Source organism: Halobacillus halophilus DSM 2266 (genome assembly GCF_000284515.1).
Classification (GTDB): domain Bacteria; phylum Bacillota; class Bacilli; order Bacillales; family Halobacillaceae; genus Halobacillus; species Halobacillus halophilus.
The window spans coordinates 689,141-704,559 of record NC_017668.1; the positions used below are offsets into that span (position 1 = coordinate 689,141).

A 15,419-nucleotide genomic window follows, 5' to 3' on the forward strand; every position below is an offset into this window, starting at 1 on the left:
TTGATATTACAGAAAAGCTCCCGTTTGTTGAAGACTTAGTTTCGAGACATTGGAGGAGCGGAAGGTCCTCCGGGGGACGATTTCGCTTTCCGCGGGTATGTGCTGAGCTTCCTCGGGCTTAACAGCCCTGCGGGATCTCACCGATCATGTTCATCCCACAGGAGTCTCCATCGTCCCCCTCCGGACCTTGCGATATATGGAGCTCGAAACCACTTAAGACATCGTCTGCTTAATGATAAAAAGCAAGTGATTATGAGGCTATTTTCATGCTATAGCGATGTCAAATAGCCTCTCATATAAACATTTAGGTCCCGTTAAGAATGAAGAGCATTCTCTTATAACAGGGTCCGTTATTCACCCATGGCTGGGTTGGTGGGGAAATGGCGAGACTCCCATGGGAGAAGGGACTAGGTGAGATCCCGCAGGGAGTGAAACGAGCGAGGAAGCTCACCGTTCCCCCATAGGAAAGCGAGTTATTTCCCCACCAACCCTTATCCATCTTACGTAACGGACCCAATTTATCTCGAAACTGAGTCTTCAACTAAACGGCCCTTTAGCTCAATAAGTCTTCCTAATATAAATCAACTCTAATGTTTAACGCAGTTAACAGACAAAAGGGGAACATCAATTCGTGCAATGACAGCGTCTAAATTATACAATGGACATACTATAAACAAGGAGTGGATGGTATGCTGCACGTGGTCTGGTTGAAACGGGATTTACGTTTATACGATCATCAGCCGCTTTATGAGGCAGTCCAGGGCGGCGAACCGATTCTTCCTATCTACATTGCAGAACCTTCCATATGGCAGGGGCAGGAACTCTCGGCACGCCATTTTCATTTTGTGAAAGAAAGCCTCATGGATCTTCAGAAAAGTTTCCGGCAAAAAGGCGGCAATCTATTTACAGCTATAGGCGAGATAGAGGAAGTCTTAGAGGGCATAAATCGTACCTTTGGTGAGTTCATTTTACATGCTCATGAAGAAAACGGAACACCTCATACATACGAACGTGATCTGCGTGTGCATAAGTGGATGAAAGAGCGCGGATTAGATTTCCGGGAGTATCAGCATTATGGTGTAGTACGACGATTGAAGTCCAGGAATGATTTTCAAGCTTATTGGGAACAGTTTATGAATAAGCCCTTGATTCCTGTATCAGAGCACATCACTTGTGTGGAGACCGATAAGACACCTGATTTATTGACGGATCAGCTGGAGGTACTCAACCATTTTGAAGTTGGAGGAAAGCTGATCGAAACTGGTCAGGTTGGCGGTGAACGTCGAGCTCACCACACGTTTAATGATTTCTTAGACGAGCGGTATCAGTGCTATCATTTTCATATTTCAAAACCAATGGCTTCAGCTGAATCGTGCAGCCGGCTTTCTCCATACCTCGCCTGGGGCAACTTATCGATGCGTTATGCGGTACAGAAAACGCGTGAAAAGATGGACGCCTCTCCAAAAGGACGTAAGCACTTGAAGATGTTTATGTCGCGGCTTCATTGGCATTGTCATTTTATCCAGCGGCTGGAGGACGATCCATCCATTACAGAGCACGCCATTAACCCGGCATTTGATCAGATCCGCACCGAGTGGGATGAAGAAGCCTTTACGCGCTGGTACAACGGGCGGACGGGCATTCCGATGATTGATGCAGCCATGCGGGCTCTGCACGAAAACGGCTGGGTCAATTTCAGGTCGCGTGCGATGGTGGTATCGTTCGTCTGCAACACGCTGCTGCTGGACTGGCGGAAACCTGGTCATGCACTTGCAGGACTTTTTCTGGATTATGAACCAGGCATTCACTACAGCCAGATTCAAATGCAGTCAGGCACGACCGGATTTAATACGATACGTATTTACAATCCGGTCAAGCAGGGCATCGATCATGACCCGGACGGAGTGTTCATCAAGCGGTTCGTACCTGAACTTCGAGCTATTCCCGTATCCTTCATTCATCAGCCCTGGCAGTTGCCGAACTTTAACGAACTGGATTACCCGTCTCCTATTGTTGATATCCCTTCTGCTAATAAAAAGGCAAGGGACTTGTTGTGGTCGGTCAAGCAGACTGATGAAGCAAAGTCCACAGCACAAAAGCAGCTGAAAAAGCATGGAAGCAGGAAACGGAAAGAGAAGGAACGAGAGCGGCAGACAGAAGAGCAATTATCTCTGGACCTGTTCGAATGATCTAAAGAAAGCCGTATCCCATGGAAAGAAATTAATGAATAACCGCATAAAACACTATATTTAGGGTAATGAAATGAGTATAAGAAAGTAGAAAGATTGTAAAGTAAAGGGTGAACGACATGCAGAAGATGAACCGAGGAATACTGACCGCATTAACCGCCATAGGGGTGGCCCAGGCACTCAAAATTGTAACGTACAAAAGATTGACAGGTAAGTGGGATGTGAAACAGGTGGCGACTACCGGTGGCATGCCAAGTTCCCATTCGGCTGGAGTTGCTGCGCTAACCACCTACATAGCAGCTAATAAAGGATCCCGCCACCCTGAAACAGCGCTGGCGACCGTTTTTGGTGTCATTGTCATGTACGACGCGCAGGGCATTCGCCGTCATACAGGAGAGATCGCTAAACTGGTCAATGACTTAGAGGATAATTTCGCTGAAATTGCCCTCGACTTTCCAAGCTTTGAGTTTGTGGAGCGCGAGAAGGAATTGAAAGAACTATTAGGCCACCAGCCGGTTGAAGTGCTCGGCGGGGCTATTTTTGGTTCTGTGCTTGGTTTTATATCAGCCAAGTTTGAAAATAGAGAGAAGAAAGTAAGTGAATCTTAAATTCGAATACGTACATGAGGAAGACCAAAATAGCAGACCCGAAGCAAGGGCTGCTATTTTTAGCTTTATAGTGAATTCATTCGAACGGTCCTGCTCATAGGAAGAGGTTGGCGTATTCTGGATTAGAACCAATGATATCTCCTCATGAAAGGGGCGAGGTTTTTAATGAAGCGGTATTTTGAAAAAGGAGAGTCGGCGATTTGGAGTCCGATACGGTAGGCTTCTTCATCAATTCGTTCTTGCTGATTCTGGAATTCAGTTTCATTTGAGACGTCCAGAAGCAGCTCAACATTATACCAAACGTTTGTACGGCAGTTAGCCATAAAGAAAGAAGATAGTGTTTCATCGTTGCGCCCCATAAGAACATCTACCCAACGTAGCAAGCGGGCATAGTGTTTGGCTAATTCGTCTTGCACGATGTCCACCAGATCCCCTAATACATCGTTTATACGTTCATGATCCCGCCGCCGGTGCAGCATAAGACGAGCATTAGGCCAAGTATGATCTTCAATAAGGATTTTATGTAAGACCATGGGGAGATCGCGATTAATGTGGGCGTTAATGCCGAGGAGTGCATCTTGCAGCACGAAGCTCTGTTTTTCTTCAGCTATTTGAAAAGCAAGCTTCCATGCGGGTGCACAAGAAATATCTGCTTCATAGGCGTTGACGGCGCTAAAATAATAGTGGGCAAAACGTACAAGAACGCGTTCCATCCAAATAGAATCTTCAAAGAAACCAGATTCAAGACGCAGCTGCATTTCCCGTGTCATTAATAGATAAACATGCTGGAATACAGCCCGGTAGTCACCGGTACGTTGAAGAGCGTGGAGGTGTTCTGTCATTAATTCAATGACTTCTTCCAATGTTTCTACCTGTTTTTCGGGCGTGCTTATAGATTTCATTCCATCAGCTCCCTCGAAGGTTAATAGGTATTGATGAAAAAGTATGAGTTAGACAACGAAGTAGGAAATGATTAAATTGTCGTGATAAATGATTGGGATAAGAATTGTGGAGTATTTCAGCCGAAGTAAAGTTATGTTTCAATTTGTAATCATGTTTAGTATAACACCTAAATTTAATAGCTTTAATGGAAATTCTTTAACTTCAAAAAGTTTGGGTGAGGAGTGAATTATAATAGGAGGCGATGCTTGTGGTAAGAAAAGTCATCCTGAGCCGAAAAGGTTTTGACAGCAGTACGGGCGGTAAGCCTAGTCCGATTTACGCAGATAGCCTGCTGCCTTTTCATATTCCAAGAGCAGATACAGGGATATTTTATAAAGACCTCAGCGCGGTAGGCAGCGAAAGCTATCTGGACATCATGAAAGATTTAGGAATTAATCAGTTTTCTGAAACCCATCTGGACCCTGATTTGGAGTCCACTATGATGAAGAACCGCCCGGAAGAATGGCGGGGCTTGTTTGGTCAAAGTGGTATATCCCAGGGCACCTTGCATAACCGGGATGTCGGCCTGGGAGATCTATTTCTTTTTTTCGGCTGGTTTAAACAAGTGGAAAAAGTAAATGGGAAGTATCGTTATGTTCCGGACGCACCGGATCTTCATGTGATTTTTGGCTACCTTGAAGTGGACGAGGTATGGGACGTGTATAAAGGTGAGGCACCATCTTGGGCTGAATATCATCCTCACATCCAGGAAAAAGAGGATAATAAAAGTAAACGTAATAGTCTCTACGCGGCTACTCCTGACTTTTCTAAGAACCCGGGTCAAAGAGGCTGGGGTACATTCGGTTATGAGAAAAGGTTAGTACTGACAGAAGAAGGGGCGAAAAATCGCACCCAGTGGAAACTGCCTACCTGTTTCAAAGATGAACAGCCGCAGTTCACCCATAATATTAAAGTATGGAATGAAGGACCTGACGGGATTGATATGCAGACTTCTGGCAGAGGCGATCAGGAGATGTATGTGAGTAGTAATCGTAATGTAGTGGAATGGGCGGAGCGTTTAATTGCAGAAGGAAAAGTGTTTTCTTAATGGTAAAGGACCTGGATCACAGTGAACTTTAGTGGTTCAGGTCTTTTTATGTAATAAAATCCTTGTGGAGCTAGAGGATATTTTAAGAGAATATGGTTTTTATTGTATAATAGGACTAATAAATCGAAAGAATCGATCAGCTGGTTCAGTCGATGTTGAATGAGGAAAAGCTTCAAGAAGAAATGGTCAAGCAAGGGTAGATTGAGGAGAAAAGTTTCTGACGCTCTGGATAATTAAGGAGGAGGTCAGAAACTTTTTTGTTTTCTATTTCACTATAAAGGGGAGACCTTCATTGGAAATCAATCGACAAATTAAACTCTTTGAGAAACAGGCCGGAAAATATGCCAAACGTGCAAGAAAACAAACCATCGATCATAAATGGCGGAGAAGGTTGCTGCACTCAGCCGAAGGGAACATCCTGGAAATATCGGTAGGGGCAGGAACAAATTTTCAATACTACCCTGAAGATGCTGAGATAACGGCAGTGGATTTCAGCCCGACCATGATTGAACAGGCCAGAGGAGTAGCGGCTGAACAGAATCTGAAGGTGGATTTTATAGTTGAGAATGTTGAGGAGCTCGACTTGCCTGCCCGTTCTTTTGATACGGTCGTATCCACCTTGTCGATGTGCTCCTATCCCAATCCGGAAAAGGTACTCGAGAAGCTCGGAACGTTATGTAAGGAAGACGGACAAATCCTTCTGCTGGAACACGGCGTGAGTACAAACCGACTGGTTTCCAGTCTTCAACACATGATGGATCCATTGGTGAAAAATCGGATTGGGTGCCATGTGAACAGGGATATGTTGAAGCTGTTTGACGAATCAACATTAGAAATAAAGCGGGTGGAAAGCTCACTTCTTAATTCCATTCATCTCGTGTGGGCGAGACCATTGTATTCCTAAGTATAAAAAAAGCGACATGTGTTTTAGCTGAAAAGAGGAATTCATTTGTAAAAGATTCGATTTCCGGTTCATTATCTTTGCAATGTGCTCTCTTATTCGTTAGGATTCATTTCGAGATGCGAAATAAAAAGGGGGCATTAGATTGGAGAAGCAACATGAATCGTCTGTACCTAATCCGACGAGACTATTAGTCTCATTATGTGCAGTTCTTATGCTTTCCGTGATGAACGGAACGATGTTTAATATTGCTGTGCCGGATATAGCGAAGACGTATCAGCTGATGCCTTCAGAAGTAAGCTGGGTCATGACCGGCTATATTATGGTATACGCGGTGGGGGCGCTAACGTATGGAAAACTCGCGGACTTTTATCCCTTCCGTACCTTAATAACGGTTGGTCTGACAATTTTTGCAGTGGGATCGTTATTTGGTTTCTTTGCTCAGAATTATGGGATGGTCCTTGTGGCCCGCGTCATTCAAGCCGTAGGCGGAGCGATGATTCCCGCGCTAGTATTTTTAGCACCCATTCGTTACTTTCCTAAAACGAGAGGGAAAGTACTGGGCATTGTATCCTCTGTTATGGCATTTGCCTCAGGCATAGGGCCGATTGCAGGCGGGTTTATAGCCGGATTCCTGGATTGGCGCTACTTATTTTTGACGTCTGCGTTAATTATTGTCACACTGCCTTTTCTTAGAAGAAATCTGCCACAGGAAGAGACTAATAAAGGCTACATTGATTATATAGGAGCGGCTTTGATTGCTGGATTCATTTCCACATTGCTGCTAGGGATTACACTCGGAATTCCATGGATCTTCGGATTAACTGCTCTGTTTTTCTTTTCAAACTTATGGCGAATGAAGGCCATCGAAGAGCCATTTATTCCTCCGCATTTATTTAAAAATATTAAATACAGGTCCACCATTATTACAAGTTTTCTAAGTATTACTTGCTTATTCGGCATGATGTTCATGCTTCCGATCATGTTCCGGGATACGTACCAACTGGGCACGATGGCCATTGGGCTCGTCCTCTTCCCAGGAGCCTTGAGTGCTGCGCTTATGGGGCAAAAAGGCGGAAATCTGGTAGATTCTAAAGGGAATACCTTTGTGCTTTACCTGGCGATGACATTGCTTGCTTCTGGATTCTTCCTGCTCTCCATGATTGTAGGAGCTAACCAGTACATCGTAAGTGCAACCATTATCGTTGCCTATATGAGCTTTCCACTTGTCCAGGCCTCGTCCGCTGATATTCTTGCCAATCTGCTCGATAAAAAAGAAACCGGAGTAGGCATGGGTGTGTTCAATCTACTCAACTTTGTGTCCGGTGCGTTAAGCGGAGCCGTCATTGGTAAAACACTGGACCTGTTCGACCCTGCCCGACCGCTCAACTGGCTGGGTTTCAATGGAGATACGGCGATTTACAGTAACATTTTCTTAGGTTTTTCCATTATTATTCTATTATCGCTAGGGCAATTCTATTTATTTTATAATCGAAAATCCCTAGCCTTAAAGAAAGCAGCGTCAGACTATTAAATTGAGAATCCCCCAGCATATACGTGGATGCTGGGGGATTTTTTGTTTATTTGACTCTGATTTCTGATCCTATCTGGAGATTGCGTGCATCAATGCCGGGGTTTAAGTCAGCACGGCCCAATTGAAGGAGAGCACGGCCCAATCTAGGTAACTCCACTCAATCACCAGCCAAATCCAAGTATCCAGGAGGTGGCGCAGAAGGTGTGGGAGAAAAGTTTCCTTCCCAGTCACTATCCTTTCCAAGAGTGCAAATGGGTCCTACATATCCGGGAGCCTATTTAAAAAAATCAGGATGTCTCATGACTACTTCCCAAACTAAAAACCAGACCCTCATCTAGAGAGTCTGGCTTCTATCAACCTTATACCCACGTATAATCCTTGCCCCAGCTTTCTTTCGCCAGCTGCTGAACATTCTGAACTATGGAATCATCGACAGCGTAGGCTTCACCCTGTTCATAAGGGTTGTAGTGGAAGGCATAAAGCCTTGAGGTGAATTCATGGAATGGAAGGGAGCTCTCGCCTTCTTCTTCTCCATTTCCAGCTACGCTTGGTTCAATATTCTGCCCCCAGTTCTGGGAACCGTCGTTGTTCGGATTGTAAAAATAGATCCTGTCTTTCCCTTCAGGGTCTACACCGATTCTTATAATGGATACGGCATGAAGTCCCAAGAGCTTCCCGTGAACATTTGTTATAAAAATTCCAACGGGATTTGGATAAATCATTTCGTAATCGTCATTGTAGTCGGTATGGTGGGTAGCGTAAAACAGTCGTACAAATCCAGGATAGTCCTGTACATAACCGGTTAGCGGATCGATAATATTGGCGAAACCTTTTTGAACCCAGTTGCCGTAAAAGGCCGGGTTGACCCATCGGTGTCCGTCGTCCCCGCGTAGAGCTACACGTGACATCATTTCGCTGTAAATCCTGTCCAAATGAGGAACAAGGATGAGTGAGATCGGATCGAGTTCTTTATGCAGCTCGGGAGCGAGTCCACCACTTAAATTTTTAGAGTGTATGGCTTGCCCTTCGAACATAAAATCGATGTCCCCATCCCGCGCTGCGCGTGGGATGATTTCCAGTAAGAACCCTGGAGCATGCTGCGCCCATAAGCTGATTCCTCTGGCAGCCTGGCAGGTGGGATTGAATCCCTGCCCGATACCGAGCGGCTGGCCCAGCACCTGGATTGTCGCGGCAACGAGAATGTTATTTGCTGTTAATCCTTCTCCAACGTTGGTCGTCTGCGCAAGAGCGTTTCTGACATCCGGGCGAACATCAAGCTCGATTAATCGCCGTAACCCTGGTGGAACAGGAGAGTGAGAGAGAACGCCTCGCTCAAGCATCAGTGCAAGCCCGTAAATAGCCTGACGGGTTGCTGGAAAAACGGATGCGCGGATCAATTGAATCACGAGCTCGTTATTTTCCTCCAGGTTGGCAATTCCTTTGCTGCTCAAATCAAGCGCATGAGGCAGCAATTGCGGCATCCGTTTCGACAGGTAGCGGATCAACGTTGCATGATGCGGTGCAACGAGACCGGTGGCACGCATGGACTTAGCAAACGAAACGCTTTCTGAAATAAGCTCCGAGCGTGACAGCCCTTTGAGCTGCGCGCGGTAAGCGTGCACATCCTTATAACGGCTGCTGATCTCTGATGGACCTTCGATCGCAGCGATAAAGCGTATAAGTTCAGATTTGTCATTGTCCTCATGTTCTCTTTCTAACATTTCTTTGGCCATTCGAATCATGGATACCGTCCGCTTAATCATAATCGGACGCTGCGCGGTCAGGCGTTTGATTTCGTCAATCAGCGTCTGAATGAGCGCGTTAGATGAAAGATGGTTCGCTAAGAACTGAAAGAGCTCACTGGCTTTTTCATCATTCTCTTGTTTTTCAATCCGTGCGCTCTCCGAAGCATCCGGAAATAGAAGGTTCAAGTTAAGAACCATCACTTCATTTAGAAATTCTTCTGCCATCTGCGGAGTTACGGCTGGATTGACATATCGTTCTTTCGCAAGAGCCAGCATACGCAGCTCACTTAAGATCTCAATGATCATCGGCAGTCCTTTTGCTTTTAAGGATCCAGCAACTAGTGGGGGTTGAAGCTTATTCGCTTCCTCCCATGGTCCATCCTGGAATATACCGGTTTGTTCGAATCGGTCGGCATATCCATAGAGGTGCTCCAGTCCGTTTTCCGTTTCGATGAGGCGATTGGCCTCCTGATAGACATCGGTCTGGTATCTTGATTTTGCAAAAGGCGGCGCTTCTTCTAAAGCAGCCAGGGCCTGAGAGAATCGTTCGATAATAACACCTGTAGGTTGAGGCATTTCACCTCTCCTTTCTATAAAAACTTCACTTGTCTAGACGTAGAAATCATACTGCTCGTAACGTTTCAGAAGACCCGTCATTTCCTCACTATCTTTTCCGTAGAAAAAGATGGTCCCATAATGGTTCCCAAAACCCACACGTTCGGCTACTTTACCTTGAGGCGGGGTAAACATATCGTGTTTTTCAAAGTAGGAATGGTGCTCCAGTTCCTCAGGGATTTCAAGGTCTTTTACATAATCCGTATTAGGATGGACCATCAGACATCCAGCGTAAGCTTCATATTGGTACGGATCCGGGAAGAATTGCTCCATTTCCTCTTCGGTCGTATTCGGATCACTGCATAGAATTTGTGCTTCATAGGCACTGAATCCGTAAGCACGCTCAATAAGCTCAAAGATATGTCCGCCTGGCACACGGGCAGCCACTTCACCGAAGTGCAGGGTTCCATCTGGAGTGAGGAAATATTCAGGGTGGATCACGCCGTATTCGATTTCGAAGGCATCCACCAGCTGCTGGACCGCTCGTTCAATCAGAGGTCTCTTCTCTTCCAGTGATGGCGAAGCGGGGACAAAATTGGAATAGCCTAAACGAATATATTCCGTAATATTTAGAAAGCGAACCTTTCCCTTATGAACAAAGGCTTCACATGAAAACTCCTGTCCATCCAGATGACTTTCCATTAAGAGCGGGAAGTCTGTATCCTGAATTTGTTCAATTCCTTCGGCGGTATTGATAGCCAGGTGACCAACAGATCCAGCTTTGTCCAGTGGTTTTACGTGGATCGGATCAAGATGATCGCCATCTATCTTAAGCAACGCTTCATTTACCCGTTTTAAAAAACGTTCTACGTCGTCTTTGCTGCGCGCCTCTTCAAAAACGCCTACCTTAATACCCGAGATTTGCGCTTTACGCTTCATCATCCCTTTATCCCGTAATAATAAGGAACGGTTAAATACACGCGGATCTTCGCGGAAGCGGGCATTTAGGGCTCCAGCCCACTCGACACATTCTTCATATAAAGGAACGGCTACTTCTGCGCCCATTTCTTTCAGCTGCATATAGAGGTGATCAGAGCTTTCATTGATCTTGTTGAAATCCCATCCGACAAACGGAATTTCGTGTTTCTCAGCATAGGATTCAAAATCGGGCGGACCCACTACGATGAACGGCCGGTTCATTTTCGCGGCAGCTTCTATTGCCTGCACGCTCCATCCAATCAAAGCTGTATAATAAGGCTTCGTTTTCTCCGATTCCTCTACAGTTGTATTCAATTCAAGTTGATCAAGTTCCATCTCATCGCTCTCCTTTTAAAATGACTTTTCTGGAATTTGAAACCGCATCATTTTTCCTTGTAGTCATGAACGGTCTCTATCATTTTAAAAGTATCAAAGTCTAGCAAAAACTGTAAGCATTATTATTGCATTCGACAATCAAAGTCAAAATTCGTGTTTCTTCTACACTATATGCAGGAGGATCCTTTAATAAAATAACAGGAATGGTAATGACAATATATACCAACAAATAGACAAGAATAAACCTGTTTGCAAAGTTTTAATAATAAGGGATTGTTATAGGTTGTTCCTAGTGATCTGAATAGGTGTATATGTCTGTAAGGCAGGATTGTTGAAGTTCATATTAAATCAATATCCATAATCCTCTAGGAAGATTTATCCTTTTATAGAATATAGTACAAAAAGAATTCTGCATTATTTCATATATACTGATTAATTAATGGTATTTTGAAGTAAGTACCAAGGTTGGGGTTGAGGAGTGTTGTTTAATAAAAAAATTATAAAAGAAATTGGGATTCATGTATCTCTGATTCTGCATTTAAGTTGGAAGAGATCATTAGATTAGTAGTTGAGTGATTGTTTTTATTATACTTCCTTACATGGGAAATTGTCTGGCATTATGGATTTATGACGGATAATGGAATTTGTTCCAACAATAGAGGTTCGTGGTTTCTACTATGAATAGTATTTTTAAAAGAATAGAGAAAGGGGCGAGTCCTATGGAAAAGTCTTATGGGTTCACAAAGCGATTTAAAGAATTCTTTACGGAAAATAGTAAGGTCTTTGAAGACACTCTTTTATCGGAAGCGGAGAATGTTCAAGACAAGATTGATGAAATCATGCGAGTGGGGAACATTGACCTTGTTAACAATGCGCATACCTTAGTTATGTATATTATTAATGAAGAAGATGAATCCTTGAAGAAATTTGCTGAAAAAGAGGGGGTTGCCTGGGCTACGCACTCCATTGATCTATCATTCAAGCTAGAATGGGTCCATTCTATACGTAGATCGTTGTGGTTATTTATAGAAAAATACTATAAAGAGAACGAAAATAACCAAATGGAGGATTTTTTTCAGTTGGAAACCGAAATTAATAATCGTGTAGATGACTTTTTGAATACATTCTTCATTCGTTATTCAACATACAAAGATGCATTAATTAAGGCTCAGCAGCAGTTGGTTGAAAACCTTTCTGTACCCATTATCCCTATTGATGATTCCATCTTCGTTCTTCCTCTTATCGGTACAATGGATACTAAACGTGCCGAAATTCTTCAAGAGAAAGTGTTAACAAAGGTTTCTGAATTGAGCATAGCAACATTAATTCTGGATTTATCCGGAGTCGCATTAATGGATCGTGATTCTATCATCGAATTAAAGAAGAGTATTGATGGTTTGAATATGATGGGCTGCAAAACGGTGATTACTGGTCTAAGTCAAGAAATCGTACGAGAGGTCTTGAATACCGGGCTTACATTCAATTTTCAGACCGAGACTTTAGCTACTTTACAGCAAGCGTTAAGCAAATATTTCCTTCCCTAATTCGAATAAAGTACCGCACCCCTTTTAAAGATATGGCGTATTTTATTTGGCACAACAGTAGCTAAGGAGCGATTCAATAATTATATTGAATTCAAGTCTTAAATAGACGGGAGGGTTCCAATAAGAGATCATGCTTTGTTGTTGACTCTGTTAAACTTCTGTGTGGATTTTAAGGATAAGCTCCCATTACTTGAAGACTTGATTTCGAGACATTTGTTGAGCGGAAGGTCCTGCGGGGGATGATTTCGCTTTCCGCGGGCATGTGCTGAGCTTCCTCGGGCTTAACAGCCCTGCGGGATCTCACCGATCATGTTCATCCCGCAGGAGTCTACATCATCCCCCTCCGGACCTGGCCGAATAAGAAACTCGAAATCCACCCAAGATGCCTGCTAAACTTAACTGGAGAGCAAAAAAATATCTAGCTTATTTAAGTGTACAACCCCTGATATATAAGGGGTTAAGGCTGATCCAGAACGATTAACTCTCTTATAGAAGGGTCCGTTCACTCCTCAATCATAGGATGGCGGAGGAAACGACGAGACTCCCGCGGGAGAAGGAGCTAGGCGAGACCCCACAAGGAGTGTTAACGACTGAGGAGGCTTGCCAGTTCCCCCGCAGGAAAGCGAGTTGTTTCCGTAGCCAGCCCCTCTCTATATCAGCAACGGACCCAAGTTATCTCGAAACTGAGTCTTCAACTATCCGGCCCTATTGCGTAATAAGCTTTATAAGAAAAATCAACAATATACGTTTACAGAGTCTTTTAGTTAAATTTGGATCGTTGGCTTGAAGGGGTGAGTTTAACTTTTTAAGTTATAATATCCAGGTGAAAAGACACTTTCCTATAGATAAGAAGATCCGTATGGATCCCCTATCTATATAAAAGCATGGCAAATCTACCATTTTTCTTAAAATAGGTTTAAGCAAGGGTTTTTTTGTCAAAAGTACCCCAAAAGGGTGATGAATAATGACTAGCGAACTAAAAGAAAAACAACGCTATCGAGACAGATTAAAAAAGCTGAATCCAGCTAAAGCTATAAAACGCAGCAGGAAGCATTTTTCGGAGAAAGAATATGGGGAAAAGATCCGTACGAATAGCAGCCGGATTGGATCGAAAATTGTGTACTATAGTCTCTTACTCTATTATGCATTTAAGAGTGAAAATACACCGAAGAAAGCGAAGCTCACAATTGCCGGTGCGCTGGGTTATTTGATCCTTCCGGTTGATTTAATTCCAGACTTTATTCCAGTCGTCGGTTTCACGGATGACAGTGCTGTCATCGTTTATGCGGTCTATCAGGTGATTTCTCATATTGATGAGAATGTGAGGGAGCAGGCACGAAATCGAGTGAGCAGTCTGTTCGGAGAGTCCGTATTGAACGATTTGGAAGATCCGTCCAAAGATTCAGCAGAAAATCCACAGCAATAGATGGAGGAAGGTTATGAATCAAGTAGACATACGTGAAGTGGCCGACGCCATCGAGTTGCAGGTAGAAGGCAACTTGGCGCTGATAGATAAAATCGATGGCAAGATTGTAAACGTTACTGATGAAGCGATAGAAGATGTAGAAGAGGAAGAGGACTTCGATCATTTGCAGGAATGGGAAAGGGAAGAACGCCATTTAGCGCAGCATATTCTGGAGAATAAGACACGGTATGCTCAAGTGCCGGATTGTTCTGATGTTGATGAGTATCAGCTAATGGAATCGTTCATCGACTCGCTTCAAGATGATCAGGCGCGTAACGATTTATCAAAAGCGATCCGTGGGAAGGGCGCTTTCCGCAGATTTAAAGATCAGATTGTGACTTATGGGGTTGCTGATCAATGGTATGATTATCAGAGTACCTATTATCGAGCGCTTGCCATTGAATGGTGTGAGGACAACGATATTCCTTACAAAGAGTAAATAAAACTTTTAAAACCGCCTGTCCGGCAATTCGGACAGGCGGTTTTTATTTATGCTTTCGTCTTATAAGAAGTGATGTGATCCTGCAGTGTATCGTCCTTGCCGAACAGGAAGTGTTTCTCCATATCCGGGGAATACGTAGAGTTTACAGCCGTACGTCCTACGGTTTCTGCTACTTCACGAAGCATAGCCGGAGAAGCTCCGCAGCAGAGTCCCAGGTAGTTCACGCCAATGCTGTGTGCTTCTCTGGCCCATTCGGCGAGCTCATAGCGGTTCGTGTAAAGTGGATCGAGAGACGTTGGGAACGTCGTTTCTGTCGGAAGTGTACAAGCGCAGCCACCGTCCGGCAGGTTGAAGAAGGTAGGGTGTTCTTCCGTCGTGCGGTAAGGAATGGGAAGGGCCCCTACATAACCGTCCAAGGTATTACGGATTTTTTCTACATATGGCTGCATTGTAGCTGGTCCGCGGAAGCAGTTCATTCCGACGACAAGAGCGCCTTTTTCTTTTAATAGACGGCAGGCTTCTTCTACCTCATAGCCGTCCCGAAGGATATTCTCGCCCATCAGACCGAACGTGATCACAGCAGGGAGATCTTGTTTTTGAATTTCTTCAAGAGCAATAAGGGCTTCCTCATAATAATAGAAGGTTTCACCGTTCACAAAGTCTACGCCTTCTTCCTTACACCAGCCAATCATCTCTGCAAACATGCTTCTTGTTTTTTCAACAGCTTCAGGATCATCCGGGTTGAACAAGTTCGTGTTGGAAATGTTTCCGGCTACGAGCGCTTCTTCTTCTGGATGTTCCTGCGCCACTTCTTTAGCTAGACGGATAGCCTGGCGGTTAAGCGGTTCTAATAACTCCTCTTTACCGATGATTCTCATTTTTTCGCGGTGACCGTTATAGGTAAACGCCAAGACGACGTCGGAGCCTGCGAGCATATAGTCACGATACGTTTGTTTTAGTGCCTGAGGGTTATCAAGGGCAACTTCAGGTACAAAGGATCCGGCCTGTAAATAGCCGCGACGCTCCAGTTCAAATAAGTATCCTTCTCCACAAATAACGGGTCCATCCTGTAATCTCTGTTCTAATGATCGTTTCATTTCATTCAACAACCTTTCCATTTTGTAATCATAAT

The 15,419-nt window shown here is 44.2% G+C and carries 12 protein-coding genes; 8 read left to right on the forward strand and 4 right to left on the reverse strand.

What is annotated here, in order from left to right; all coding sequences use genetic code 11:
* Positions 1–689: 689 nt before the first annotated feature.
* On the forward strand, positions 690–2,189 hold the full coding sequence (locus tag HBHAL_RS03445) for an FAD-binding domain-containing protein (protein ID WP_014641952.1): 1,500 nt from the start codon (positions 690–692) through the stop codon (positions 2,187–2,189).
* A 119-nt stretch (positions 2,190–2,308) separates the two neighbouring features.
* Entirely contained in the window at positions 2,309–2,797 is a 489-nt protein-coding gene (locus HBHAL_RS03450) for a divergent PAP2 family protein (protein ID WP_041601183.1), read from the forward strand.
* Between the two features lie 122 nt (positions 2,798–2,919).
* On the opposite strand, the gene HBHAL_RS20315 is transcribed toward HBHAL_RS03450, so the two are convergent.
* Entirely contained in the window at positions 2,920–3,699 is a 780-nt protein-coding gene (locus HBHAL_RS20315) for a DUF5995 family protein (protein ID WP_014641954.1), read from the reverse strand.
* A gap of 248 nt (positions 3,700–3,947) precedes the next feature.
* Between HBHAL_RS20315 and HBHAL_RS03460 the strand changes: the two genes are divergently transcribed.
* The 3 genes from HBHAL_RS03460 to HBHAL_RS03470 all read left to right on the forward strand — a co-directional run bounded on the left by HBHAL_RS03460 (position 3,948) and on the right by HBHAL_RS03470 (position 7,222).
* Positions 3,948–4,787, forward strand: a complete 840-nt coding sequence (locus tag HBHAL_RS03460; RefSeq protein ID WP_014641955.1) for an Nmad3 family putative nucleotide modification protein — start codon at positions 3,948–3,950, stop codon at positions 4,785–4,787.
* A gap of 292 nt (positions 4,788–5,079) precedes the next feature.
* Positions 5,080–5,691 carry a class I SAM-dependent methyltransferase gene (locus HBHAL_RS03465; RefSeq protein WP_014641956.1) on the forward strand — a complete coding sequence of 204 codons (612 nt, stop codon included), beginning with the start codon at positions 5,080–5,082 and terminating at the stop codon, positions 5,689–5,691.
* Positions 5,692–5,833: 142 nt separating this feature from the next.
* On the forward strand, positions 5,834–7,222 hold the full coding sequence (locus HBHAL_RS03470) for an MFS transporter (protein WP_014641957.1): 1,389 nt from the start codon (positions 5,834–5,836) through the stop codon (positions 7,220–7,222).
* Between the two features lie 359 nt (positions 7,223–7,581).
* Here HBHAL_RS03470 and HBHAL_RS03475 read toward each other — a convergent pair whose 3' ends face one another.
* A complete protein-coding gene (locus HBHAL_RS03475; protein WP_014641958.1) occupies positions 7,582–9,543 on the reverse strand; it encodes a hypothetical protein in 1,962 nt (653 codons plus the stop codon).
* A 33-nt stretch (positions 9,544–9,576) separates the two neighbouring features.
* Positions 9,577–10,836, reverse strand: coding sequence for an ATP-grasp domain-containing protein (locus HBHAL_RS03480; RefSeq protein WP_014641959.1), 1,260 nt, complete (start codon positions 10,834–10,836; stop codon positions 9,577–9,579).
* A 719-nt stretch (positions 10,837–11,555) separates the two neighbouring features.
* On the opposite strand from HBHAL_RS03480, the gene HBHAL_RS03485 reads away from it, so the two are divergent.
* The 3 genes from HBHAL_RS03485 to HBHAL_RS03495 all read left to right on the forward strand — a co-directional run bounded on the left by HBHAL_RS03485 (position 11,556) and on the right by HBHAL_RS03495 (position 14,284).
* Positions 11,556–12,380 carry an STAS domain-containing protein gene (locus HBHAL_RS03485; protein WP_014641960.1) on the forward strand — a complete coding sequence of 275 codons (825 nt, stop codon included), beginning with the start codon at positions 11,556–11,558 and terminating at the stop codon, positions 12,378–12,380.
* Between the two features lie 964 nt (positions 12,381–13,344).
* The gene (locus HBHAL_RS03490) at positions 13,345–13,806 is read left to right on the forward strand and encodes a YkvA family protein (protein ID WP_014641961.1); all 462 of its coding nucleotides are present in this window, start codon (positions 13,345–13,347) and stop codon (positions 13,804–13,806) included.
* A gap of 13 nt (positions 13,807–13,819) precedes the next feature.
* Positions 13,820–14,284, forward strand: coding sequence for a UPF0158 family protein (locus HBHAL_RS03495; protein WP_014641962.1), 465 nt, complete (start codon positions 13,820–13,822; stop codon positions 14,282–14,284).
* A gap of 50 nt (positions 14,285–14,334) precedes the next feature.
* On the opposite strand, the gene HBHAL_RS03500 is transcribed toward HBHAL_RS03495, so the two are convergent.
* Entirely contained in the window at positions 14,335–15,384 is a 1,050-nt protein-coding gene (locus HBHAL_RS03500) for a homocysteine S-methyltransferase family protein (protein WP_014641963.1), read from the reverse strand.
* Positions 15,385–15,419: the final 35 nt, after the last annotated feature.

What these genes read in the sequence shown, in the direction of transcription:
- HBHAL_RS03445 (WP_014641952.1), top strand. Translation starts at nt 690, where the DNA reads ATGCTGCACGTGGTCTGGTTGAAACGGGATTTACGTTTATACGATCAT.
- HBHAL_RS03450 (WP_041601183.1), top strand. Translation starts at nt 2,309, where the DNA reads ATGCAGAAGATGAACCGAGGAATACTGACCGCATTAACCGCCATAGGG.
- HBHAL_RS20315 (WP_014641954.1), bottom strand. Translation starts at nt 3,699, where the DNA reads ATGAAATCTATAAGCACGCCCGAAAAACAGGTAGAAACATTGGAAGAA.
- HBHAL_RS03475 (WP_014641958.1), bottom strand. Translation starts at nt 9,543, where the DNA reads ATGCCTCAACCTACAGGTGTTATTATCGAACGATTCTCTCAGGCCCTG.
- HBHAL_RS03480 (WP_014641959.1), bottom strand. Translation starts at nt 10,836, where the DNA reads ATGGAACTTGATCAACTTGAATTGAATACAACTGTAGAGGAATCGGAG.
- HBHAL_RS03485 (WP_014641960.1), top strand. Translation starts at nt 11,556, where the DNA reads ATGGAAAAGTCTTATGGGTTCACAAAGCGATTTAAAGAATTCTTTACG.
- HBHAL_RS03490 (WP_014641961.1), top strand. Translation starts at nt 13,345, where the DNA reads ATGACTAGCGAACTAAAAGAAAAACAACGCTATCGAGACAGATTAAAA.
- HBHAL_RS03495 (WP_014641962.1), top strand. Translation starts at nt 13,820, where the DNA reads ATGAATCAAGTAGACATACGTGAAGTGGCCGACGCCATCGAGTTGCAG.
- HBHAL_RS03500 (WP_014641963.1), bottom strand. Translation starts at nt 15,384, where the DNA reads ATGAAACGATCATTAGAACAGAGATTACAGGATGGACCCGTTATTTGT.